The organism is Nonomuraea sp. GTA35, assembly GCF_041950525.1.
GTDB lineage: Bacteria > Actinomycetota > Actinomycetes > Streptosporangiales > Streptosporangiaceae > Nonomuraea.
On sequence record NZ_JBGNUV010000003.1, the window covers coordinates 597,532 to 621,197 of the forward strand.

The following is a 23,666-nucleotide window of genomic DNA, read 5'->3' on the forward strand; positions in this document are numbered from 1 at the left end:
GGCCATGGCTTTGAGGGTGGTGCAATGATCGCGGTCGTAGTGAGCTTGGTCGCTGTCGTGCTCCTCGTGCTCGTCGTCGTGGCACTGGGCATGCGCTCGATGAACCGCAGGGAGAGCTCGCTTCCTCCAGAACGGCTGAAGGAGATGGCCGAGAAGGAGGAGCAGACACAGACTCGTTCGACGGACCAGTTCGCGGCGCACGAGCCGCGGATGGCCAATTTCAGCCCGGACTTCAGTCCCATCGATGAGGTCAAGCCCAAACCGGTGCGCACCGGTCAGCGTGGCAGGCGTGGCGTCGACGAGTGGGGCAACCCCACCAATGACGACGATGACGAGGAGTTCTGGGCGAACATCCGCAGCGATGCGGAGGAGGGCGAGTTCGGCGCCGGGGGCACCGTGGCCGCCAGGAAGGCCGCCTCCCGCCCGGTCGAGCGCGAGCGCCCCGCCGCCGCCGAGGCCGAGCGTCCCGCTGAGCGCCCCGCCAAACGTTCCGGGCGCGCCGCAAAGCCGCGGCCCGCTGCCGCCTCCACCGCCGCCTCCACCGGCGTCGACCCCAACGCGGCCACCGTCCAGGCCCCCCTGCCGCAGCGCCAGCCCGCCGCCGCGTCGGCCAACCTCGCCGACCTGGTCGAGCCGCAGAAGCGCACCCCCAGCCAGTCCGATCTGGCCGACCAGCGCACCGTGACGTTCGCGGCGCCGACGGCCGACGTGCTGAGCATCCTCGGCGCGGGCGCCCAGCCGGTGCCCGCCCCCACCCGCCCCGAGCCGTCCCCCTCGCCCAGGCCCGCCTCCGTCTCCTCCAACTCCGTCTCCTCCAACGCGGTCCCGTCCAACTCGGTCTCGTCCAACAGCGCCTACCCGGCCGCGGCGAACGGCAGCGGCTCCTTCCCCGCGGTGAGCCCGACCTCCAGCGGCAACTTCCCGGCCGCTCCCGCGGCCATCCACGGCGCGCCGACGAGCGACCCGTTCCCCGCGTACAGCGGCGGCGCGGCCGACCCGCTCGAGACCACCTGGACCCAGCAGCCCGCGGGCACCACGTCCGGCTCCTGGGCGGCCTCGGCCGACATCCTCGACGACCCGGCCCCCGCCCCCTCCACGCCTTACGGAGGGGCGAGCTCGTGGCCGGCCTTCGAGCAGCCCGCCGGCCGCTCGTCCTACCCCGCCACGTACGAGGTGCGCGCCGGCTGGGCCGTGGCCGACGACTCCGACGCGCTCACCGGCCCCTCCCCCGCCTCCGGCACGCCGACCGTGCCCGGGCGGGCGGTCTCCAACTACGACGTGCTGTCGGCCCCCACGCCGCCCGTGCCGCCGGCCTCCCCGTTCGCCGCGGGCGCGTACGAGACCGGCGACATCACGACCAGCCCCGCGGCCTGGCCCGAGCCGCCGTCGGCGGCCAACGGCGCGCACGGGACCTGGCCGGGCCAGCCCTCGCAGCCGCCGGCCAACGGCCGCGGCAACCACCGGCGTGGCCCGGAGCAGCAGGACCTTCCGCACGACTACTATCGGTGATCTTCAGCAACCATTAATGCGTAAAACCAGCGCGACGCCCCCTTAAAGCGAGGACGTCGGAGCAATAGGGTTTGCTCCATGTTCCGCGACACGCAGAGTAGCTGGATGAGCACCCTCCGGCATGATGTGCCAGCCTCGCTCGTGGTCTTCCTCATCGCGGTGCCCCTCTCCCTGGGCATCGCGATGGCCTCCGGAGCGCCGCTGGCAGCCGGATTGATCGCCGCCGTGGTGGGCGGCATCGTCGCAGGTGCGCTGGGCGGCTCGGCCGTCCAGGTGAGCGGTCCCGCCGCCGGTCTGTCCCTGGTGGTCGTGGACCTCGTGCACACGTACGGCTGGCGCGCCACATGCATGATCACCCTGCTGGCAGGGGCCGTACAACTCGTGCTGGGGGTGTTCAAGGCCGCCAGGGCGGCGCTGGCGGTCTCGCCGGCCGTGATCCACGGCATGCTGGCGGCCGTCGGCATCATCATCGCCCTCTCCCAGCTCCATGTGGTGCTGGGCGGCAGCTCGCAAAAGTCGGCCATCGCGAACGTGATGGAGCTGCCCGGCCAGATCGCCGACCTCCACGGGCACAAGGTGGCCGTCGGCATCCTCACGATCACCGTCCTGGCGTTGTGGACCCGGCTCCCCAAACGGATCAAGGTGGTCCCGGCGCCGCTGGCGGCGCTGGCCGCGGCGGCGGTCACGGCGTGGGCGTTCGGCTGGGACGTCACGCGGGTGGACCTGTCCGGCAGCTTCACCGAGTGGGCCTTCCCGGTGCTGCCGCAGGGCGACTGGCATCTGGTGGTGTCCTCGGTGCTGCTGGTGGCGCTGCTGGCCGGCTGCGAGTCGCTGCTGTGCTCGGTGGCGATCGACGGGATGCACGGCGGGCGCCGGGCGGACCTCGACCAGGAGCTCACCGGTCAGGGCGTGGCCAACATGGTCACCGGCGCGCTCGGCGGCCTGCCCGTCGCCGGGGTGATCGTGCGCAGCACCGCGAACGTGCAGGCGGGCGCCCGTACCCGCTGGTCGACGATCCTGCACGGGGTGTGGGTGCTGGTGTTCGCGCTCGGTTTCGGCTGGACGATCACGCTGATCCCGCTGGAGGCGCTGGCCGCGCTGCTGGTGCTCATCGGCGTGCAGATGGTGAACCTGGGTCACATCAGGAAGGTGCACGGGCACGGCGAGGTGCCGGTGTACGTGGTGACGATGGCCGCCGTGATCCTGATCGGGCTGGCCGAGGGGGTGCTGGCGGGGCTGGCGCTGGCCGCGCTGCTCGCGCTGCGCCGCCTGACCTGGGTGACGGTGCTCAAGCGGGAGGACCGCGACGGCCGGCTGCACGTGACGATCTCGGGTTCGCTGACGTTCCTGGGCGTGCCGAGGCTGACGCACGAGCTGCGGACGATCCCCGCCGGCGCGACCGTGGACCTCGACCTGAACATCGACTTCATGGACAACGGCGCCTTCGAGGCCATCCATTCGTGGCGGCTGGACCACGAGCGGATGGGCGGCACGGTGGTCATCGACGAGCTGCACGACGAGTGGTACGCGCTGGCGGCCAGCGGGGCGCGCATGTTCCCCGCCAAGTCGCCGCCGAAGGCGCCGGACCGCTGGTGGCTGCCGTGGGCGCACCGGCGCCGCGAGGTGGAGCCGGTCACCGTATCGCCCGACGGCGCCTCTGAGTGCCTGCTCACGGCGGGGGCGCGCGAGTACCACCGGCACACGGCGCCGCTCGTCCGGCCCATCTTCACCGAGCTGGCCCGCAAGCAGCAGCCGTCGCACCTGTTCATCACGTGCGCCGACTCCCGGATCATGCCCAGCCTGATCACGGCGAGCGGGCCCGGCGACCTGTTCACCGTGCGCAACATCGGCAACCTGGTGCCGCGCAAGGGCTCGGAGCCGCACGACGACTCGGTGGTGGCGGCGATCGAGTACGCCACGCAGGTGCTGGGCGTGCACACGATCACGGTGTGCGGGCACTCGGGCTGCGGCGCGATGGCCGGGGTGCTGAGCGGCGGGGTGCAGGCGGGCAGCCTGCCGGGGCTGCGCAGGTGGCTGCGGCACGGGGACCACAGCCTGGCCACGTTCATCGAGACCGAGGGCGACCGGCTGCACGCCGGGGCGCTGGACGTGCTGTGCCGGGTCAACGTGCAGCAGCAGCTGGAGAACCTGCGCACGTACCGGAAGGTCGACGAGCAGGTGCGCGCGGGCAAGCTGGAGCTGGTCGGGCTGTACTTCGACATCGGCTCGGCCAGGGTGCACATGGTGCCGCCGCTGCGTCCTACGCTCTCCGTGAAGACGTTCGAGCGCAGGATGGTCACGAGCGAGGATTGAGCCCATGAAGGTTCTGGTCATGGGTGGTTCGGGGTTCCTGGGGCGCGCCGTCGTGGAGGCGGCGCTGGCCCGGGGGCATGAGGTGACGACGTTCAACAGGGGCCGCAGCGGGGCCGACGTGCCCGGCGTGGAGGCGGTGCGCGGCGACCGTGAGGTCCGCGCGGACCTGGCGCGGCTGGCCGCGGGCCGCTCGTGGGACTTCGTGGTCGACACCTGCGGTTACGTGCCCCGGGTGGTGGGCGAGTCGGTGCGGGTGCTGTCGGGGCGGGCGGCCACGTACGCGTTCGTGTCCAGCGTCTCGGCGGTCGACGGCTTCCCCGCCAAGCCGGCCGCGGAGGAGGCTCCGGGCTGGGCGTGCGCGCCGGACGCGGGGCCCGACGACGGCGACTACGGCGTGCTCAAGGCGGGCTGCGAGCGGGCGGTCGAGCAGGGGTTCGACGGCAACGCCCTGATCGTGCGGCCCGGCGTCATCCTCGGGCCGCACGAGGACGTGGCCAGGCTGCCGTGGTGGCTGACCAGGATCTCCCGGGCCGGCAAGGTGCTGGCGCCCGGCGACCCGTCCGCTCCCCTGCAGCTCGTGGACGCGCGCGACGTGGCGGCCTTCACCCTCGACCAGGCCGCGCTCGGCACGTCCGGCGGCTTCCTGGTGACGGGCCCGGCGGGCGAGACGACGTACGGCTCCTGGCTGGCCGCCTGCGCGTCGGCCACGGGGTCCGGCGCGCAGTTCGTGTGGGTGGACGACGCGTTCCTGGTGGAGCGGGAGGCGGGGGCGTTCGTGGAGCTGCCGCTGTGGAGCCCGCCGTCGGAGGTCAGGGACAACTTCTGGAGCGTCCCGACGGCCAAGGCCGAGGCGGCCGGGCTGCGTACCCGGCCGGTGGCGGAGACGGTGCGCGACACGTGGGCGTGGCTGCGCGAGATCCCGGAGGACAAGCGCAGCTACGGCAGGACCAACCGGCACGGCATGGACGCGGAGAAGGAGGCGGCCATCCTGGCGGCATGGGAGTCGCGTTCTGCGTAATCCTCCGCAGAACGGGCGGCGTGGGCGGGGTTAGGGTCGCTTTGCCAGCGAGGTTCTCCACCTGCCCATGGCGCTCCTCGCGACGCCGGTCCTCACTCCCAGGGGCCGGAGGGGCGGAGGTGCCCGCCGGCGAGCCATAGCCCTCTGGACGGGGCCGCCGATGATGGCTCGCCGGCGGGACGCATCACCTCCGCCCCTCACCATGAGTACGGCGGCCTGGTCCGGGCCGCCTCGCCGTCGCCGGTCCTGCCTCAGGTCATCGAGGACGCCGCGCGCCCCGGCATGGCTACCTCGGCCGGGTTCTCGACGCCCTCTGCACCGCCCACCGCACCGTTCACCGCGCCGCCCACCGCGCCGTTCACCGCGCCGCACTCCGTGCTGTGCACAGCGCCGTTCACCGTACGGTCAGCGGTTGAAGCCGGTCGAGTGATCGCCCGTGACGATCGTGCCGCTGTTGTCGCGCCCGATCGCCACCGACCGCTCGCCTGACGCGGTCACGGTCGCGGTGCCCGTGCCGGCCGTCTCGGCCCGCGCCTCCGCGAGCATGGCACGCAGCCGCGCCGCCAGTTCCTCGTCCGCCGCCAGCACCCTGCGGATCTGCACCCGCAACGCCGCCTGAAGATCGGGATCGTCCGGAGCCTGCGCCAGCTCGATGACCGTCTCCGGAACCTCGTCCTCGTCCGGCCGCACGCCGAAGATCTGCTGGAGCATGCGCCGTCCCCACCCCACCGTGACGTCGGCCACCTCCTCGTGCGCCCGTGCCAGCACCGCGGCCCCGTACGCACCCACGGCGGCCGTCACGTACGGTGACAGCTCACCGACCAACGTGGCCAGCTCAGCGGCCATCGCTCCACCCCCACATGGCACCCGGCCGCGATCGATGTGACCGCCGCATCCAGCCTCGCGAAAAATCTAGCGCCCCCCTCCGCTTCGGGCTCCGGCTCTCACGAACCCGTCACCCCACGGCTACGCCCTCCCTGCCCTCCAGCCCCGGCTAACACCGTGGAAACACCGGGACAGGAATGCTGCCTGCCATGCATTTCATGGCATGGCACGACATATCCCCTTTCCTGCCTGCTTTCCGCTCTGCGCGCGGGTAGGGCGGCGTGCTGCCCGCGAAGCTCGGTGCGCGGCTGCCGAGGAGGCTCGGGACGTGGCTGCCCGCGAAGCCCGGAACGTGGCTGCCCGGGAGGCTCGGAGCGCGGTCACCCGCGAAGCCCGGGGCGCGGTCGCCCGCGAAGCCGGGAGCGTGGCTGCGTCGGCGGGTCGCTCTGGCGAGTGCGCTCGCGGCGCTGGCTCTCTTCGCGTCGAGCGGCGTTCCTCAGTCCGCGTCCGCGCCCGTGCCCGCGTCCGTGCCCATCCTCCTCGCCCCCGCCCCCGTCGCCGTCGCGTCCGCTCCGGAGCCGGCGAAGCAGCCCGCGCCCAAGCGGCCCTCGTACAGGAAGGGGCTGACCCGTTCGCTCGACCGCTACCTCGGCGACCTGCCGGGCGATCTCTCCGTGTCGGTGCGGGAGCTGTCGTCCGGGCTGTCCTACTCCTACAACCGCGGCCTCAGGACGGCCACGGCCAGCATCGTCAAGGTGAACATCGTGGTGGCGCTGCTGCTCCGGGCCCAGCGGGAGCGCCGCAGGCCCGCGGGTTGGGAGAAGCGGGCGGCAGCGCAGGCGATCAAGGTCAGCGACAACGGCGCCGCGTCCCGGTTGTGGGCGGCGATCGGGGGCGCCTCGGGGCTGGCCGCGGCCAACAAGAAGCTCGGGCTGCGCGACACGCGTCCGGGGCCCGGCGGCTCGTGGGGGTCGACCACGACGAGCGCCGCCGATCAGGTACGGCTGCTTGACGCGCTGGTGTCGGCCGACAGCCCGCTGTCGCCCCGGCACCGTCGCTACGTGCTGGGGCTGATGAGGAACGTGGCGCCGGAGCAGGCATGGGGCGTGAGCGCGGCCGGCGGGGGCGTGGAGGTCAAGAACGGGTGGCTGCCGCGGGAGCGCGACGGGGGGCGGTGGACGGTCAACAGCATCGGACGGGTACGGGAGCGGGGGCGTACGTACCTGATCGCCGTCATCTCGCGCCGGCATCACTCGCTGGGGGCGGGGATCAAGGCGGTCGAGCACGCGAGCAAGCTGGTCGCCAAGGTCATCGGCAAGGCCGCGAAGAAGTGATCTCGTGGTGAGGCATGCTGGAAAGAGCCGTTCCGAGGGGATTCGATGACGCGACAGGCCGATTTCCAGCATCCGCGCTTCGCCCAGGCGTACGCCCGGGTGGCCGAGCTCGTGGACCGGCGGGGCGCCTACGAGCACCGGCGGCGGCTGCTGGCCGGGGCCGAGGGGCGGGTGATCGAGGTCGGGGCCGGCAACGGCCGCAACTTCGCCCACTACCCGCCGGCGGTCACGCAGGTCGTGGCCGTGGAGCCGGAGGACACGCTGCGCGAGCTGGCCGGGGCGCAGGCCGCGTCGGCGCCGGTGCCGGTGTCGGTGGTGTCCGGGCACGCCGAGGAGCTGCCCGCCGACGACGGTGCCTTCGATGTCGTGGTGGTGTCGCTGGTGCTGTGCTCGGTGCCGTCGCAGGCGCGGGCCCTGGCGGAGGCCGCCCGGGTGCTCAGGCCCGGGGGGCAGTTGCGGTTCTACGAGCACGTACGGCCGGCCAACCCGGCGTTCGGCCTGCTGGCGGACATCGTGACGCCGGTGTGGCGGCGGGTCGCGGGCGGCTGCCGCCCGAACCGGGACACGCTCCGGGCGATCCGGCGGGCCGGGTTCGAGGTCGTCGAGGCCGACACGTTCGGGTTCGCGCCCCAGCCGGGGGTGCCGCGATTGACGCACGTCCTGGGGTATGCCCGGAAATAGCGCACAGCTCCGGAAACACGTCGTGGTGAACGATCTCTCCGTCCGTTGGGCGTCACGCGCCCGGCGCTCCTCCTCGACCTGGCGGAGCCGTTCCCGAGCCCAGCTTGACGGCGTGTCCGCCACCGGCAAGGCCGCTTTCATCAAGACACGCTGGCACCAACGTCAATAACCACGATCACCCTGGTCAGGGGCCGTAAACTGACAACGTACCGGTCAGTAGCAGCGCAGCTATTCACACCCGCTCGCCCTCACACCCGTTGCGCGGGCCGAGCATGCTTCGCAGACACGCCACTCGAAACGGCGTGCTCCCCAACGGAGGTAGGCGGGATGGACAGTCGCTGGCATGTGACGCTCGCCCTCGGCGTAGCGGCCATCGTGGCCTTGTTCGTGGCGATCCTGGTTCTCGTGGACACCAAGGCCGAGCTGATGGCCGCGGGAACAGCGGCCGGAGCCTCCTTCGTGGGGGTGGCCGGGCTGGCGCTCACGATCGTCGGCCTCAGCCATAGGAAGCCTTAGCCCGCGCGAGCCGGACGCGGCCGGCCGGCAGCGGGAGAGATCGGCTGTGGTCCGCCTGATCATCCGGCGACTGTTTCCCCAGGTAGGCACCAGGGATGGGTGACGAGTCGGCCTGTAGGCCGGGTTCTGTCCTTCGTACGAAGGGGCGACCATCCATCTAGGACCGCCGTTGCCGGCGGCCTCGAGCGGTCTACCCGCGCGGCTCGGGCGGGCAGCCCTCGAACGTCGCGCGCGGAACGCTCCGAAGAGCGTCCCTTCTTGACCTTGCTCCGGGTGGGGTTTACCTAGCCGCCCACGTCACCGTGGGCGCTGGTGGTCTCTTACACCACCCTTTCACCCTTACCTCCCGGCCAGGCCGGGAGGCGGTCTGCTTTCTGTGGCACTGTCCCGCGGGTCACCCCGGGTCGGCGTTACCGACCACCCTGCCCTGTGGAGCCCGGACCTTCCTCGGCGGGCCTGATGAGGCCCGACGCGGTCGCCCGGCCGACTCGTCTGGTGGACTGTATCAAATCTCAAGCCGTTCCCAACCCAACGACAAGATCGATTCGCTGGAATGGCGGAGTCATCGCCTGAGGGGGGCGGTGGCGACGCGGCGGTCGTGCCGGGTGCGTCACTGGTGGCGCCCGGCACGGCTCCGCTCAGCGCAGGTGCGAGGTGTCGTTGAAGGACTTCACCACGGCCGGCCCGTCGGCGTAGTACTCGATCAGCGACAGGCATGCCAGGTCGAGATGCATGCGGTAGAGGGACTGCAGTGGCGCCAGCAGGGCGTCCCTGAGGAGCAGCTTGATCGGCGTCACGTGGGAGACGGCCAGAACCGTCTTGCCTTCGTACCGCTCCACCAGCCGCTCCCTGGCCTCCTGCACGCGGCGTGCGGTCTCGGCGAAGCTCTCGCCGCCCGGCGGGGCCACCTCGGGGTCCGCCAGCCAGGCCGCCAGCTCGGCGGGCCAGCGGCGCTGGACCTCCGTGAACGTGTGCCCCTCCCAGGCGCCGAAGTCGGCCTCCCTGAGCTCTTCGAACACCTCGACCTCGACGCCCGCCTGCTCGGCGACCGCCTGCGCGGTCTGCCTGGCGCGTTTGAGCGGGGAGGTGACGACCACGTCCAGCCGGTACGGCTCGCGCGACAGCCGTGCGGCCGCCGCCGCGGCCTGGGCCAGGCCGTTCGCGGTGAGCTCGGCGTCGCCGCGGCCGGAGAACCTGCGTTCGAGCGACAGCTCGGTCTCGCCGTGCCTGAGGAGGAGCAGGGAGGTGGCGACGCGGGTGGGCGGGGCCCAGCCGGTGCCCTTGGCCGTGCCCGTCGCCCTGGCCTGGGCGGTGGCCACGGAGGCGGTGGGGGCCGACAGTTCGGGGATGTCGCCCGCGTCGAGGAGGTCCGTCTGCCGGCCGGCCGTCGGTGCGGGGCGGGCGGCGCCGGTCCTGGAGGCCCGCGCGCCGGGCGCGCCCGTACCGGCAGGCCCCGGCCCGTCGGCGCCGCCCGTACCGGTAAGTCCCGGCGCGTCGGCGCCGCCCGTACCGGTCGTGCCGCCCGCCTTCCAGGTCAGCCCCTTGGCGGCGGCGTCCATGGCCTCGTTGGCGAGGCGGTCGGCGTGGGAGTTGCGTTCGCGGGGGATCCAGGTCCACTCCGTCACCCGCAGCCGCCTGACGAGGGTGCCGGCCTCGGCCGCCAGCGGGCGCAGGCCCTCGTTCTTGATCTTCCAGCGGCCCGCCATCTGCTCGACGACCAGCTTCGAGTCCATCCGTACGGCCACCCGCGCCCCGTCGCCGCCCAGGTCGAGCACGGCCCGCAGGCCGGCGATCAGGCCGCGGTACTCGGCGACGTTGTTGGTCGTGACGCCGATCGCCTCGGCCGCCTCCGCCAGCACCTGGCCGTCGGAGGCGTCCTTGACGACCGCGCCGTAACCGGCCGGACCCGGGTTGCCGCGCGAGCCGCCGTCCGCCTCGATGACGTACGAGGTCACAGGCCGGACTCTGCGGTGCGGACGAGAATGCGGCGGCACTCCTCACACCGGAGCACCTCGTCGTGCGGGGCGGCCTTGATGCGGTTCATCTCGGCGATGGACAGGGCCACCTTGCAGCCCTGGCACCGGCCGCCGTGCAGCATGGCGGCGCCCACGCCGTACTGCTCCCTGAGCTTGTCGTAGAGCTTGAGCAGGTCGGCGGGGATGTCTCCGACGACGCCCGCGCGGCGGCCCTGCACCTCGCCCGCCTCCTTGTCGATCTCGTTCAGCGCGGCGTCGCGGCGGTCCTCCGCCGCCGAGAGCGCGGCGCGTTCCTCGTCGCGCTTGGCCGCCAGGTCGGTGACCTTGGTGTCGGCGGCCTCCCTGCGCTCCATGATCTCCAGCACGACCTCCTCCAGGTCGCCCTGCCGCCTGTGCAGCGAGGCGATCTCGGACTGCAGGCTCGCCAGGTCGCGCGGCGAGGTCACGGCTCCGGAGTCGAGGCGCTTCTGGTCGCGGTCGGCGCGGGTGCGCACGGCGTCGACGTCGCTCTCGGCCTTGGCCTGCTCGCGGGCGAGGTCGCCGGCCTCGGTCTCGGCCTCGATCACCTGGGTGGCGAGCTTGGCGAGCGTCTTGGAGCGCCCGTCGATCTCGGCCAGCTCGGGCAGGGTGCGGCGGCGGTGCGCCAGCCGATCGATCTTGGAGTCGAGCTCTGCCAGGTCGAGCAGTCGCTTCTGTGCCTCAGGGGCTGCTTTCATGATCAATATCCTCTTGTCCAAGCATCGGTGACCGTGGCGGAGACACGTGTTTCAACGGTAACGCCACTCTCGCGCAGGATGGACGCCGCGCTGTCCAGCCAGGGCCACTCGGTCGCCCAGTGCGCGGCGTCGATCAGCGCGGGCCCGCCCGACTCCACGAACTCGCTGGCAGGATGATGCCGCAGGTCCGCCGTAAGGAACACGTCGACGCCCGCGGCGGCGGCCGTGCCGAGGAGCGAGTCGCCCGCGCCGCCGCTGACGGCCACGCGCAGGACCGGGCGGGACAGGTCGCCCGCCACGCGGATCCCCCACGACGTGCGCGGCAACCCCTCGGCCGCCCGCCGCGCGAACTCCCCCAGCGTCGTCTTCTCCGGCAGCTCCCCGATGCGGCCCAGCCCGCGCCACGGGTCGTCGGGGAACGGCCGCAGCGGGACCAGGTCGCCGGCCAGCCCGACGGCTCTGGCCAGAGCGTCGGACACGCCCGGGTTCGCGACGTCGGCGTTGGTGTGGGCGGTGTAGAGGGCGATGTCGTTCTTGATCAGGCTGTGCACGAGCCTGCCCTTGGGCGTGGTCGTGGCCACGGAGGTGGTGCCGCGCAGGTAGAGGGGGTGATGGGTGACGATCAGGTCGGCCCCCCAGTCGAGCGCCTCCTCGGCCACGGCGGCGACCGGGTCGACCGCGAGCAGCACCCGGCGCACCTGCTGGGCCGGATCGCCGCTGACCAGCCCCACCGCGTCCCACGACTCGGCCCGGGCGGGCGGGTAGGCCGCCTCGAGCACCTCGATCACGTCAGTCAACGTCACAGCAGCCACCTGCGCAGACTACCGGCCCGCGGAGCGCCTCGCGGCGGGCGCGGCGAGGGGTGTCTTCAGAACGGGGTTCGGCGTAATGTAAGTGAATCCTGACTTGCGTTCGGAGGGCGGCATGGCACCAAGCGTCGCGATCGTCGGAGCGGGTTTCGGCGGGCTGTGCATGGCGATCCAGCTCGAACGGGCAGGGATTCGCTCGTACACGGTCTTCGAGAAGGCCGGCGATCTCGGCGGCACCTGGCGGGACAACAGCTATCCCGGGGCGGGGTGCGACATTCCCTCGCATCTGTACTCGTACTCCTTCGAGAAGTATGCGAGCTGGACCCGCCGCTACCCGGAACAGCCCGAAATTCTCGAATATCTCGAACATTGCGCCGACAAATACCACGTCAGGGAAAAGATCCGCTTCGACACGGAGGTGCGGCAGGCCGCTTTCGACGGCGCGCAGTGGCAGGTCACCACGCCGGGCGGCACGGAGGCGTTCGACGTGCTGGTCATGGGAGTGGGACAGCTCAACCGTCCCCGCCTGCCGGACATCCCCGGCATGGCGGAGTTCGAAGGGATCTCGTTCCATTCCGCCCGCTGGAACCACGGGCACGACCTCACCGGCCGGCGCGTCGCCGTGATCGGGAACGGGTCCTCCGCGGCCCAGCTCATCCCCCGGGTCGCGGAGCGCGCCGAGCACCTGCACGTCTTCCAGCGCACGCCCAACTGGGTGATCCCGAAGCCCGACGCCACGTTCGGCCCGCTGACCCGGCTCGCCTTCCGCTTCGTCCCCGGGCTGCAGCGGGCCTACCGGGAGTGGATCTACCGGTACGCCGAAGGCACCCTCTACCCCGCGCTCTCCCAGGGGTGGAGCGCGGGGCTGCTCAAGCAGCGGGCGCTGCGGCACCTGCGCGACCAGGTTCCCGACCCCGGCCTGCGGGCCAGGCTGACGCCCGACTACCCGCCGGGCTGCAAGCGGGTCGTCATCGACAGCAGCTTCTATCCGGCGCTGACCAGGCCGAACGTGTCGCTGGTCACCGACAAGATCGTACGGGTCACGACCAAGGGCATCGAGACCACCGAGGGGCCGTACGAGGTGGACACGATCGTGTACGCCACCGGCTTCAAGAGCACCGAGTTCCTGGTGCCGATGGAGGTCGTGGGGCGCGAGGGGCGGTCGCTGGAGGAGCGGTGGGCGGACGGGGCCGAGGCTTACCTGGGGATCTCGGTGCCCGGGTTCCCGAACATGTTCGTGCTGTACGGGCCGAACACGAACCTGGGGCACAACTCGATCGTCTTCATGATCGAATGCCAGGTGGAGCATGTCATGGCCTGCCTGCCGTACCTGGCGGGGAGCGGCCCCATCGAGGTGCGGGCCGAGGTCATGGCGGCCTGGCGCAGGCAGCTCGACGCGGCGATGGCCAGGATGGTGTGGGGGGCGGGGTGCCAGAGCTGGTACAAGACCGCGTCCGGGCGCGTCACGAACAACTGGCCGGGGAGCACAACGCTGTACCGCAGGCTCACGGCCCGTCCCCCGCAGCCGGCCTACCGGGCGGCCGGTTCGGGCAGAGCCTCGTAGGCGGCCGGTCCGGGTGAGCGGCCGGTCCGGGTGAGCGGCCGGTCCGGGTGAGCGGCCGGTCCGGGTGAGCGGCCGGTCCGGGTGAGCGGCCGGTCCGGGTGAGCGGCCGGTCCGGGTGAGCGGCCGGTCCGGGTGGGCGGGCAACCCGTCAAACCCAGGTCGTACAAGTGATCCAAAAGATCGGACCTAAGACGCATTGGAGCAGGTCCCAGGGTCGCGATACCGTCCTGCCATGACGCTTCCCCTGCACCAGCGCGCTGTCGTGGCCGACACTCACAACGACCTGCTGATGGCGGTCTCCGCCAGGCCGCCGCACCAGTGGGCCTCGTTCTTCCGGGAGAGATGGCTGCCGCAGCTCCTCGACGGGGGCGTCAATCTGCAGGTGCTGCCCGTCTTCATCGACGACCAGTATCTCCCGGAGGGCGCGCTGCGGCAGACCCTGCGCATGATCGAGTGCGCTCACGTGCTGGCGGAGGGCAACCCCGACCACGTACGCCTCTGCCTCGACGCCTCCGACATCGACCGGGCGCTCGACGACGGCAAGATCGCCCTGGTGCTCGCGATGGAGAGCATGCCCGGCCTCGACGCCAGCGTCGAGCTGATCCCGACCATGCACCGCCTGGGCGTCCGGGTGGCCTCCATCGCCCACTTCGGCCGCACGCCGCTGGCCGACGGCAGCGGTGAGGACGCGACGGGCAGCGGCCTGACCTCCGCCGGCGTCGCGGCCCTGCGGGAGATGGAGCGCCTGGGCATCGTCTTCGACGTCTCCCACCTGGGCGCCTCGGGCGTCGCCCACGTGCTGGAGCTGGCCACCCGACCGGTCATCGCCACCCACTCCTCCGCCCGCGCCCTGCGCGACCACCACCGCAACCTCACCGACGACCAGCTCAGGGCCGTGGCCGCCACCGGCGGCGTCATCTGCGTCAACTTCTTCGCCCCGTTCCTCGCCGAGCGCGAGGAGGACATGACGCTCGACCGCCTGCTCGACCACATCGAGCACATCGTGTCCGTCGCCGGCATCGACCACGTGGGCCTCGGCCCCGACTTCATCCGCGAGGTGATGGACGACCTCACCCCGCCCTGCTGCGAAGACCTGCACACCAGAGGGGTGGACCCGAAGCAGGCGGTCCCGGGCCTGGAGGGGCCGCGCGGGCTGCCCATGGTCACGGAGGGCCTGCTCGCGCGCGGGTTGCCGGAGAAGGACGTCATGCAGATCATCGGCGGCAACGTGCACCACCTCTTCGGCGAGCTCCTCTCATGACGTCACCGGTCCCGGTCACCCTCCCACCACCAGGCCCTGGCGCCCTACCGCCACGGAGCCGCGACGCCCTATCGCCGCGGAGCCGGGACGCCCTTCCGCCGCAGGGTCGTCCTGGCGCCCTTCCGCCGCAGGGCTCGAACACCAGGCCGACGACTCTTCTCGGGGGACGCCCATCATGAGCATGACCGACAACGCTTCCCGGCAGGCCGCCGGCATGGTCGAAGACCTGGAGGAGCTGGTCCTGTGCGAGTCCTTCTCCAGTGACCTGGAAGCCGTGGCCCGCAGCGCGAAGGTGGTGGCCGCGATGGGGACCCGCCACCTGGGCACCGGCCCGGAACTCCTGGTGGTCGACGGCGTCACGCACCTGCGCTGGTCGTTCGGCACGCCCAGGGTCCTGCTGCTCGGTCACCACGACACCGTCTGGCCGATCGGCACCCTCACCACCCACCCGTGGTCCGTGGTGGACGGGGTGGCGCGAGGGCCGGGGGTGTTCGACATGAAGGCGGGGCTGGTGCAGACGTTCCACGCGCTGGCCGGGCTCGACTCGCTCGACGGCGTCACGTTGCTGATCACCGGCGACGAGGAGGTCGGCTCGCTCACCTCCTCACCCCTGATCCAGGAGACCGCCCGCGGGCTGGCCGCCACCTTCGTCATGGAGGCCAGTGCCGACGGCGGGGCCCTGAAGACCGCCCGCAAGGGCACCTCCAACTACACCGTCAACGTCCACGGCAAGGCCGCGCACGCCGGGCTCGAGCCGGAGAAGGGCGCCAACGCCGGCATCGAGCTCGCCCACCAGATCCTGGCCGTCGCCGCCATGGGCGCGGGGGCGACCACGGTCACGCCGACGGTGCTGTCGGGCGGCACGTCCTTCAACACGGTGCCGGCCGCCGCCTCGGTGGGCGTGGACGTACGGGTCGCGGAGGTGGCGGAGCAGGCTCGGGTGGACGCGGCGATGCACGCGCTGCGGCCCGTGGTGCCGGGCACCCGCCTGGAGGTCCTCGGCGGCCCCAACCGGCCGCCCCTGGAGGGCTCGATGTCGGCCGGTCTCTTCGCGCTGGCCCAGGAGCTGGCGGCGGGGCTGGGGCTGGGAACGCTGGCGTCGGCCTCGGTGGGCGGCGCCTCCGACGGCAACTTCACGGCCGGAGTGGGCTGCCCGACCCTCGACGGGCTGGGCGCCGTGGGCGGCGGAGCCCACGCGGATCACGAACACGTCATCGTCGCCGAGATGCCGGCACGCGTGACCCTGCTCCGAGCACTCATCGAAGCGGTCCGGTAGGGGCGAGCGCCAACGCGCGGCGGCGTGAAGGTCCTGGATGGGCCGGGTGGTGAGCGGGGGTGAGGGCGTGGCGCCACCGCGTGCCGGGGTGTGGTCGGCGAGCGGTGTCGTGGACGTGGCGCGCCGCTCAGGGGGCGGCCAGGTCTGCGCCATCCTCAGGGGCTTCGGCGTCGAACCCCGGACATCCAGGCCTGGGAGTGCGCCTGAACCAGGTGGGTGACGGGGATGCCGAGCATCGTGCCGAGCCGGTTGGCCAGCACGGTCTTGCCGCTGCCGCCGCAGCCGAGCACCGCGATCCTGCACGGGCTTCGGCCCGCCCGCCACGTCATGCCCGCGTCACCGGCCACCGGTGCCGTCTCCTGCCGTGCCGGCCCTGGTGAAGCGGGCTCCCCAGCTGCGGATCTGGTCGAGCAGCTCGGGTGGTTCGATAACGTGGAAGTCCGCGTCGAGCACGCCCAAGGCCATGATCGGCCATTCCAGGGAGTCGACGACCATCCGTACCCGGCACTGCCCCGCATCGATCTCCTCGACCGTGCACCACCTGCCGATCCGCTCCCGCACCGCCGCCGCAGGGGCGTGCACCAGGACCTCCACCTGGTGGGAGCGGGGCAGGCCGTCCAGTCTGGCGCGGACGAACTCGGCGGCGTCGGCGGTGGGCAGCGTACGGGGCCGGAAGCGGGCGCCGGTGCCCTGCGCCGCGGACAGCCGGTCGACGCGGAAGCTGCGCCAGTCGTGCCGCTCCAGGTCGTAGGCGACCAGGTACCAGCGGCGGCCGAGTGACACCAGCCGGTGCGGCTCGGTGTGCCGCTCAGTGTGCCGGCCGTCGGCGGCGGTGTAGGAGAAGCGGAGCCGTTCGTTGTCCCGGCAGGTCAGCGCGATCGTGGTGAGGACGCCCGGGTCGACGCCCGCCCTGGCCTGGCCGGCCCAGCCGGCGGAGACGGTCATCGCGCGCAGCGCGTCGATGCGCCGCCGCAGCCGGACCGGCATCACCTGCACCACCTTGGCCAGCACCCGGATCGAGGACTCCGCGATGCCCTCCACAGGGTCCTGCGCCGCGGCCTGCATGCCCACGGCCAGGGCCACCGCCTCGTCGTCGTCGATCACCAGCGGCGGCAGCGCGGCGCCCGCGGCGAGCTGGTATCCGCCGTCCACGCCGCGCTGTGCCTGCACGGGGTAGCCCAGCTCGCGCAGCCGGTCGACGTCCCTGCGCAGGGTACGGGCGGAGACGCCGAGCCGCTCGGCCAGCTCGGCGCCCGGCCAGTAGCGGTGGGTCTGGAGCAGGGACAGCAGCCGCAGCGTCCGGGTGCTGGTGTTCGCCATGTCTCCGATTCTTCCGTCATTCAGGTCAGAAAGTGACCGCTATGGCTGGCAGTCTGTTCTTGAGCGACAGGAACACCTCACCGTTCTCGAGCGGCAGAACATCCCAACGGAAGGCAGTGATCATGACCGTCAACACGCCGAACACCCGCAGCACCAGCGACGTGACCGGAGAGCGCGCCGACCTGCTGGCGGCGCTGGCGCAGAGCCGTCACTTCCTGCGCTTCACCACCCGCGACCTCACCGACGAGCAGGCCGGGCTGCGGACGACCGCCAGCGAGCTGTGCCTGGGCGGCCTGATCAAGCACGTGGCGCAGATGGAGCGGAGCTGGGTGGACTTCATCCTGCAAGGCACGTCGGCCATGAAGGACTTCACCGCGATGACCGAGGCCGACCTGGCCGAGTTCACGGACGGGTTCCGGATGCTGCCCGGCGAGACGCTGGCCGGGGTGCTGGCCGAGTACGACGAGGTGGCCCGGAGGACCGATGAGGTGGTCGCCACCCTGCCCGACCTGGACGTCGACCACCCGCTGCCGGCCGCGCCGTGGTTCCAGCCCGGCGAGCGCCGGTCGGCCCGGCGGGTGCTGCTGCAGATCATCGCCGAGACGTCCCAGCACGCCGGGCACGCCGACATCATCCGCGAGTCGCTGGACGGCGCGAAGAGCATGGGCTGAGCGGAAGCAGGGGCTGAGCGGAGGCAGGGGCTGAGCCGACGACCGCGCGAAGAGTACGGGCCGAGGGGCGAACGACCGCGCGAAAGGCACGAGGTGAGCAGCAGGGCAACGCCTGCCCGCGAGGCAGGCGTTGCCCTCACGGCTCGACCGGCTAGCCGGCGACCGGGCCGAGCTTCCGTTCCAGCGCGCACCGGTTCGGGAACTCCTCGTAGTACGACTCAGGCCGGCCGTACCAGTACCCCTGCGCCTCTACCTCCACCGGATCCCAGACCAGCGGACACGGCCCCGGATCGACCTCCAGGTCGTGCAGGTACCCGTCCACCGAGCGGAGCGCGTCGCAGGCCGCCCCCGGGTACGGGTGCAGCCCCCCGTCCGGGCCGCAGGTGAGGCGCATCGAGTACGCGCCGCCGTCGCGCGGGGTGACGGTGATGTAGAGGTTCGCCCCGGCGGCGGCGTGGGCGGGGAGCGTCGTGAACGGGCCGGCGAGTGCCGCGGTGGCGCACAGTCCGAGCGCGGCCAGCCTGCGGGCGGCGGTCAGCACGAGCGACATGATGTCCTCCCTGGTCAACGGGCGTCCCGGCATGGGACGGCGCACCCACCATGACTACAGGGAGTGAGGTGGCGGGGACCAGCAGCAACGCGGACATCAGTCCGTGATGGATCAGATACGCACGGCTATCCCGACAGCTCATAGGCAGCGCACCGGTGCCCGCGTGCGTAAATGGAGGGATGGAGCATGAGGAGGCGGCGGCCAGGGCCGGCGTGGTGATCAGGGAGTTGCGGGAGATCGGCGAGTTCGAGCAGGTCTACCGGCTCTTCGACGAGATCTGGCATCCGGAGCCGGCGAACGTCCCGGTGACCGTGGAGCTGATGGCCGGGTTCGCGCACACGGGCAACTACGTCGCCGGGGCGTTCGCGGGTGACGACCTGGTGGGGGCGTCCGTGGGGTTCCTGGCGTCGGGCGAGGCGCTGCACTCGCACGTCACGGGGGCCGTCATCGGCAAGGGCGTCGGGTACGCGCTGAAGCTGCACCAGCGCGCCTGGTGCCGCGAGCGAGGGCTGGGGCGGATCACGTGGACGTTCGACCCGCTCGTCCGGCGCAACGCCCACTTCAACCTGGTCAAGCTGGGCGCGCGGCCGGAGGCGTACCTGACGGAGTTCTACGGGGCGATGGCGGACGCGATCAACGAGGGGGACGCCTCGGACCGGCTGCTCGCGGTGTGGCGCATCACCGGCGAGCAGGAGCAGAAGGCGGGCCTCGACGAGGCGTACCCGCTGGTACGGGAGGCGGACGACGGCCGCCCCCTGATCGGGGACCCGGGCGGGCACCGGGTGTTGCTCGTGGGGACGCCGCGCGATGTCGAGCGGCTGCGGCGGCAGGACGCCCGGAAGGCGATGGCGTGGCGGATGGCGGTGCGGGAGGCGCTCGGCGGCGCCATGGCGGCTGGGGCACGGGTGGCGGGATTCACGGAACGGGGCGAATACGTGGTGGTAATTAACTAGGTATTCCACGGATGTTTCGGGTCTCTGTAATGTGGCGGGCAAGCAAGCTGAGCAAGGAGATCCGCATGGCGGAATTCACCCCCACCGTTCCAGCGCGAGTCCTACCCGCCGTCGCCGTGCGCGACCTTCCGGAGCCGCCCAGATCGACGTGGCGTGTCATCGGCCCCGGCCTGGTCGGCGCCGGTGTCGGGCTGGCGTCGGGCGAGTTCATCCTCTGGCCGTACATCGCCTCGCAAGTCGGCCTCGTCTTCATCTGGGGAGCCGCGATCGGCATCATCACCCAGTGGTTCCTGAACATGGAGATCGAGCGTTACACCCTGGCCACCGGCGAGACCGCGCTGACCGGTTTCAGCCGCATGTGGAAGCACTGGGGCCTGGTCTTCGTGATCATGACGCTCTGCTCGAACCTCTGGCCGGGCTGGGTGACCACGTCCGCCACCATGGTCACGTACCTGACCGGCTCGGGCGAGGGCTCCGTGCGGTGGATCGCGATCGGCATGCTGCTGCTGATCGCGATCAGCCTGACCATGGCGCCCGTGATCTACATCCTGCTCGAACGGGTCATCTTCGTGAAGATCGCGCTGGTGGCGACGCTGATCGTGGTGGCGATCCTGTTCGCGATCAACGCGGACAGCTGGCTGGCGCTGGGCCAGGGCCTGACGGTCGGGGCCAGGTTCCCGGTGCCGCCGCTGGAGTTCGCGGTGCTGATGGGCGCCATCGCGTACGCCGGAGCGGGCGGCGGCCAGAACCTGTGCCAGAGCAACTGGATCCGCGACAAGGGCTTCGGCATGGGAGTGTACGTCCCGCGCCTGGTCAGCCCCGTCACGGGTCACGAGGAGGCGGTCTCCTCGACCGGTTACCAGTTCGCGCCGACGAAGGAGAACCTGGCGCGGTGGAAGCAGTGGTGGCGCTTCGCCAACATCGAGCAGGCGTGGACGTTCGCCATGGTGTCGTTCGTGACGATCGCGCTCATGTCGATGCTCGCCCACTCCACGGTGTTCGGCCGGCCGGGGCTGGAGAACAGCATCGGTTTCCTTCAGGTCGAGGGCCAGGTGCTGCAGAGCACGGTCGGCACGTGGTTCGGCCTGCTGTTCTGGGTGATCGGGGCGCTGGCCCTGTTCGCCTCTGCCATGGGCATCGTCGACTACACCTCGCGGCTGGCCTCCGACACCATCAAGACGGTCTACCTGCGTGACAAGTCCGTCACGGTGAACCGGGTCTACTTCTACACGGTGTGGGCGATGGCGCTGATCGGCACCGTCATCCTGCTGGCGGGCCTGGACCAGCCGCTGATCCTGCTGGTGTTCTCGGCGTGCTTCGCGGCCGTGATGATGTTCGTGTACTCGTTCCTGCTGATCATCCTCAACCGGCGGGCGCTGCCCGAGGCCATCAAGGTGCGGTCGTACCGGCTGGGGGCGCTGATCTGGTCGGTGGCGTTCTTCGGCACGCTGACCGTGATCGTGGTCACCCAGCAGGCTCAGCGGCTCATGGGAGGTTGACCTCAACCGAACTTGAGGTACCACACTCGGCGGCATGAAGATTGTCGAGGTGACGAGGTTCGGCGGTCCCGAGGTGCTCGTGGCCGGGCGGGCGCCCGACCCGGAGGCGGGGCCGGGGCAGGTCGTGATCGGCGTGTCGGTGGTGGACGTGATGTCCATCGACGCGCAGCTGCGTGCCGGGTGGGGGCGTGACTGGTTCCCCGCCCGGCCGCCGTTCGTGCCGGGCACCGGCGTGGCCGGGCGGGTGGTCTCGGTCGGCGACGGCGTCGAGCCCGGGTGGGCGGGGCGGCGGGTGGCCGCGCTGCTCCCCGGCGGCGGAGCGTACGCCGAGCGCGCCGTGGCGGGCGTGGAGACGGTCGTCGCGGTGCCCGACGAGGTGCCGCTGTGGCAGGCCGCGGCGCTCATCCAGGTCGGGCCCGCGGCGCTGAGCCTGGTGGCGGCGGCGGAGCTGCGGCCCGGTGCGCGGGTGCTGGTCACGGGGGCCGGTGGCGCGCTGGGGCTGCCGCTGGTCCGGCTCGCGAGCGCGGCGGGCGCCCGGGTGACGGCGGCGGCGCACGGCCCGGCCAAACGCGCGGCGGCCCTGGCGGCGGGGGCGGCGCAGGCCGTGGACTACCTCCAGCTCGCGGGGCCGTTCGACGTGGTGTTCGACGGGGTAGGAGGCGAGGTCGGCGCGGCGGCGTTCGAGCTGGTCGCGCCGGGCGGGCGGTTCTTCGCGTACGGGGTGCCCAGCGGTTCGACGGCGCCCGTCGATCCGGCGGAGGCCGAGCGGCGCGGCGTGCGGGTGATCGGCATGGAGCAGGTCCAGTTCGCGCCCGACGAGTTCACGCGGCTGGCCGAGCAGGCGCTGAAGGAGGCGGCGGCGGGCCTGCTGGCGACCGACGTGGGCCTGGTCGTGCCGCTGGAGCGGGCGGCCGAGGCGCACGCCGCGCTGGAGGCCCGCGAGCTGGTCGGCAAGGCCCTGCTGGTGGCCGGCGCGCAGGCCGTCCGGTACAGCAGGCACGGCGGCCCGGAGGTGCTGGAGCTCGCGGAGATCCCGCTGCCCGAGCCGGGTCCCGGCCAGGTACGGGTGGCGGTCAGGGCGGCGGGCGTGAACCCCATCGACTGGAAGCTGCGCCGAGGCATGCGCGGCGGCTCGCCCGGCGGGCCGCAGGGCGTCGGCATGGAGCTGGCGGGCACGGTCGACGCGCTCGGCCCCGGGGTGACCGGGCTGCGGCTCGGCGACCCGGTGTACGGGCAGGTGGCGCCGGGCGCCGTGGCCACGCACGCGATCGCCGAGGCGGACGCGCTGGCGTACAAGCCGGACGATCTCACCTACGAGGAAGCCGCCGCGCTGCCCGTGGCCGTCGAGACGGCCCGCCGCGCGCTGCGCGACCTCGCGTTGCAGGAGGGCGAGACGCTGCTGATCCACGCGGTCGCGGGCGGCGTCGGCCTGGCCGCCGCGCAGCTCGCCCTCACCCGGGGCGCCACGGTCATCGGCACGGCGAGCGAGCGGCATCACGCGTTCCTGCGCGGGCTCGGCGTCCGGCCCGTGAGCTACGGCGAAGGGCTGGAGCGGCGCCTGCCGCCGTCCGTCGATCGGGTGCTGGACGCCTCGGGCAGGGGCGAGCTGGACCTGTCGGTCGAGCTCACCGGCGACCCGGACAGGGTGATCACGATCGCCGACCGGGCGGGTGCGGAACGGCTCGGGGTGCGCTTCTCGACCGGCGACGGGGCCGCGGCAGCGGCGCGGGCGCTGCGAGAGTCGCCGCACGTACGGCTGCCGGTGGCCGAGGTGTTCCCCCTGGAGCGGGCGGCGGAGGCCCACCGCCGCAGCGAGGAGGGCCACTTCCTCGGCAAGCTGGTCATCAACACGGAAGCGTCCTTGCCGCATTAGCGGGCACACTGGTGCCCATGCTGGAAACCTCGGCCCGCCTGCTCAAGCTCCTCTCCCTGCTCCAGGCGCACCGCGACTGGTCGGGACCCGAGCTGTCAGCCCGGCTCGGCGTCTCGACCAGGACGATCCGCAACGACGTGGAGCGCCTGCGCTCGCTCGGCTATCCGGTGCACGCGACGCCGGGCGTGGCGGGCGGCTACCGGCTGGGCGCGGGGGCGGCGCTGCCGCCGCTGCTGCTGGACGACGAGGAGGCCGTGGCGGTGGCGGTCGGGCTGGGCCGGGCGGCCGGGGGCGGCGTGGAGGGCATCGAGGAGACCTCGGTCCGCGCCTTGGCCAAGCTGGAGCAGGTGCTCCCGTCCCGGCTGCGGCGGCGGGTGAGCGCGCTCAACGCCTACACGGTGCAGATCCCGGGCAACACGCCGTCCGTGCCGCCGGAGGTGCTGACCACGATCGCGAACGCGGCCCGCGACCACGAGGGCCTGCGCTTCGACTACACCGGCCACGAGGGCGAGGCGAGCGTGCGGAACGTCGAGCCGCACCGCCTGGTGCACCGGCGTGGCCGGTGGTACCTCGTGGGCTACGACGTGGACCGCGACGCCTGGCGCACGTTCAGGGTCGACAGGGTGCGCCTGCGCACCCCGTCGGGCCCCCGCTTCACCCCGCGCGAGCTGCCGGGCGACGGCGACGTGGCGGCGTACGTGGAGAAGGGGCTCAACACCGCGATGTGGCGCTACCGCGCGACGGTGCTGCTGCACGCCCCCGCCGAGCGCATGCGGGAGCTGCCCCTGGGCCTGGAGGTCGAGCCGGTGGACGAGGGCACGTGCCTGCTCAAGCTGGGCGGCGACGACGTCAACGGGATAGCGGTGTGGATCGGGTTCATCGGGGTGGACTTCGAGGTGCTGGATCCGCCGGAGCTGGCCGAGCACGTGCTGCGGCTGTCAGAGCGTTACCGGCGGGCGGTCAGCGACCGGTAAGGCAGCGGTCAGCGGGCTCGGCGAGGCT

At 72.3% G+C, this 23,666-nt stretch carries 22 protein-coding genes, 1 other RNA gene and 1 pseudogene; 15 read left to right on the forward strand and 9 right to left on the reverse strand.

What is annotated here, in order from left to right:
* Positions 1-24: 24 nt before the first annotated feature.
* From ACBJ32_RS15940 to ACBJ32_RS15950, 3 genes are all read left to right on the forward strand, one after another.
* On the forward strand, positions 25-1,509 hold the full coding sequence (locus ACBJ32_RS15940) for a hypothetical protein (RefSeq protein ID WP_375127357.1): 1,485 nt from the start codon (positions 25-27) through the stop codon (positions 1,507-1,509).
* A 105-nt stretch (positions 1,510-1,614) separates the two neighbouring features.
* Complete coding sequence (locus ACBJ32_RS15945; RefSeq protein ID WP_375127358.1) at positions 1,615-3,822, forward strand: SulP family inorganic anion transporter; 2,208 nt, start codon at positions 1,615-1,617, stop codon at positions 3,820-3,822.
* Between the two features lie 4 nt (positions 3,823-3,826).
* A complete protein-coding gene (locus ACBJ32_RS15950; protein ID WP_375127359.1) occupies positions 3,827-4,840 on the forward strand; it encodes an NAD-dependent epimerase/dehydratase family protein in 1,014 nt (337 codons plus the stop codon).
* Positions 4,841-5,091: 251 nt separating this feature from the next.
* Here ACBJ32_RS15950 and ACBJ32_RS15955 read toward each other — a convergent pair whose 3' ends face one another.
* A complete protein-coding gene (locus ACBJ32_RS15955) occupies positions 5,092-5,226 on the reverse strand; it encodes a hypothetical protein (protein WP_375127360.1) in 135 nt (44 codons plus the stop codon).
* A gap of 19 nt (positions 5,227-5,245) precedes the next feature.
* Positions 5,246-5,686, reverse strand: a complete 441-nt coding sequence (locus ACBJ32_RS15960; RefSeq protein ID WP_375127361.1) for a hypothetical protein — start codon at positions 5,684-5,686, stop codon at positions 5,246-5,248.
* A 506-nt stretch (positions 5,687-6,192) separates the two neighbouring features.
* Between ACBJ32_RS15960 and ACBJ32_RS15965 the strand changes: the two genes are divergently transcribed.
* From ACBJ32_RS15965 to ACBJ32_RS15975, 3 genes are all read left to right on the forward strand, one after another.
* Entirely contained in the window at positions 6,193-6,999 is an 807-nt protein-coding gene (locus ACBJ32_RS15965; protein WP_375127362.1) for a serine hydrolase, read from the forward strand.
* A gap of 45 nt (positions 7,000-7,044) precedes the next feature.
* Positions 7,045-7,680 (forward strand): class I SAM-dependent methyltransferase, encoded by a 636-nt coding sequence (locus ACBJ32_RS15970; protein ID WP_375127363.1) that lies wholly within the window; start codon positions 7,045-7,047, stop codon positions 7,678-7,680.
* Positions 7,681-8,007: 327 nt separating this feature from the next.
* Positions 8,008-8,196: a hypothetical protein gene (locus tag ACBJ32_RS15975; RefSeq protein ID WP_225267930.1), complete on the forward strand. Its 189-nt coding sequence runs from the start codon at positions 8,008-8,010 to the stop codon at positions 8,194-8,196.
* A 99-nt stretch (positions 8,197-8,295) separates the two neighbouring features.
* Here the strand turns inward: ACBJ32_RS15975 and rnpB are convergent.
* From rnpB to ACBJ32_RS15995, 4 genes are all read right to left on the reverse strand, one after another.
* An RNA gene (gene rnpB / locus ACBJ32_RS15980) (RNase P RNA component class A) lies at positions 8,296-8,687 on the reverse strand.
* Between the two features lie 147 nt (positions 8,688-8,834).
* The gene (locus ACBJ32_RS15985) at positions 8,835-10,151 is read right to left on the reverse strand and encodes a bifunctional RNase H/acid phosphatase (RefSeq protein ID WP_375127364.1); all 1,317 of its coding nucleotides are present in this window, start codon (positions 10,149-10,151) and stop codon (positions 8,835-8,837) included.
* Positions 10,148-10,888, reverse strand: a complete 741-nt coding sequence (locus tag ACBJ32_RS15990; RefSeq protein WP_357868262.1) for a C4-type zinc ribbon domain-containing protein — start codon at positions 10,886-10,888, stop codon at positions 10,148-10,150. Before ACBJ32_RS15990 ends, ACBJ32_RS15985 begins: the two co-directional genes overlap by 4 nt.
* A gap of 2 nt (positions 10,889-10,890) precedes the next feature.
* Positions 10,891-11,691 (reverse strand): Nif3-like dinuclear metal center hexameric protein, encoded by an 801-nt coding sequence (locus tag ACBJ32_RS15995; RefSeq protein ID WP_375127365.1) that lies wholly within the window; start codon positions 11,689-11,691, stop codon positions 10,891-10,893.
* A 121-nt stretch (positions 11,692-11,812) separates the two neighbouring features.
* On the opposite strand from ACBJ32_RS15995, the gene ACBJ32_RS16000 reads away from it, so the two are divergent.
* From ACBJ32_RS16000 to ACBJ32_RS16010, 3 genes are all read left to right on the forward strand, one after another.
* Positions 11,813-13,261, forward strand: a complete 1,449-nt coding sequence (locus tag ACBJ32_RS16000) for a flavin-containing monooxygenase (RefSeq protein WP_375127366.1) — start codon at positions 11,813-11,815, stop codon at positions 13,259-13,261.
* 232 nt (positions 13,262-13,493) lie between these two features.
* Positions 13,494-14,522: a dipeptidase gene (locus tag ACBJ32_RS16005; RefSeq protein WP_375127367.1), complete on the forward strand. Its 1,029-nt coding sequence runs from the start codon at positions 13,494-13,496 to the stop codon at positions 14,520-14,522.
* Positions 14,523-14,703: 181 nt separating this feature from the next.
* A complete protein-coding gene (locus tag ACBJ32_RS16010) occupies positions 14,704-15,798 on the forward strand; it encodes a M20 family metallopeptidase (protein ID WP_375127368.1) in 1,095 nt (364 codons plus the stop codon).
* Positions 15,799-15,953: 155 nt separating this feature from the next.
* Here the strand turns inward: ACBJ32_RS16010 and ACBJ32_RS16015 are convergent, their stop codons facing one another.
* Together ACBJ32_RS16015 and ACBJ32_RS16020 are read right to left on the reverse strand one after the other, a co-directional pair.
* On the reverse strand, positions 15,954-16,145 hold the full coding sequence (locus ACBJ32_RS16015) for a hypothetical protein (protein WP_375127369.1): 192 nt from the start codon (positions 16,143-16,145) through the stop codon (positions 15,954-15,956).
* Positions 16,135-17,118, reverse strand: a complete 984-nt coding sequence (locus tag ACBJ32_RS16020) for a helix-turn-helix transcriptional regulator (RefSeq protein ID WP_375127370.1) — start codon at positions 17,116-17,118, stop codon at positions 16,135-16,137. Before ACBJ32_RS16020 ends, ACBJ32_RS16015 begins: the two co-directional genes overlap by 11 nt.
* A gap of 122 nt (positions 17,119-17,240) precedes the next feature.
* Between ACBJ32_RS16020 and ACBJ32_RS16025 the strand changes: the two genes are divergently transcribed.
* On the forward strand, positions 17,241-17,789 hold the full coding sequence (locus ACBJ32_RS16025) for a DinB family protein (protein ID WP_375127371.1): 549 nt from the start codon (positions 17,241-17,243) through the stop codon (positions 17,787-17,789).
* A 151-nt stretch (positions 17,790-17,940) separates the two neighbouring features.
* Here ACBJ32_RS16025 and ACBJ32_RS16030 read toward each other — a convergent pair whose 3' ends face one another.
* Positions 17,941-18,339, reverse strand: a complete 399-nt coding sequence (locus ACBJ32_RS16030) for an SSI family serine proteinase inhibitor (protein ID WP_375127372.1) — start codon at positions 18,337-18,339, stop codon at positions 17,941-17,943.
* 179 nt (positions 18,340-18,518) lie between these two features.
* Between ACBJ32_RS16030 and ACBJ32_RS16035 the strand changes: the two genes are divergently transcribed.
* From ACBJ32_RS16035 to ACBJ32_RS16055, 5 genes and pseudogenes are all read left to right on the forward strand, one after another.
* The gene (locus ACBJ32_RS16035) at positions 18,519-19,292 is read left to right on the forward strand and encodes a GNAT family N-acetyltransferase (protein WP_375127373.1); all 774 of its coding nucleotides are present in this window, start codon (positions 18,519-18,521) and stop codon (positions 19,290-19,292) included.
* 65 nt (positions 19,293-19,357) lie between these two features.
* A complete protein-coding gene (locus tag ACBJ32_RS16040; RefSeq protein ID WP_357868236.1) occupies positions 19,358-20,791 on the forward strand; it encodes an Nramp family divalent metal transporter in 1,434 nt (477 codons plus the stop codon).
* Positions 20,792-20,825: 34 nt separating this feature from the next.
* A pseudogene (locus ACBJ32_RS16045) lies at positions 20,826-21,740 on the forward strand (zinc-binding dehydrogenase); the annotation flags it as partial.
* 15 nt (positions 21,741-21,755) lie between these two features.
* Entirely contained in the window at positions 21,756-22,664 is a 909-nt protein-coding gene (locus ACBJ32_RS16050) for an NADP-dependent oxidoreductase (protein ID WP_375127764.1), read from the forward strand.
* A 17-nt stretch (positions 22,665-22,681) separates the two neighbouring features.
* A complete protein-coding gene (locus ACBJ32_RS16055; RefSeq protein WP_375127374.1) occupies positions 22,682-23,638 on the forward strand; it encodes a helix-turn-helix transcriptional regulator in 957 nt (318 codons plus the stop codon).
* Positions 23,639-23,666 lie beyond the last annotated feature (28 nt).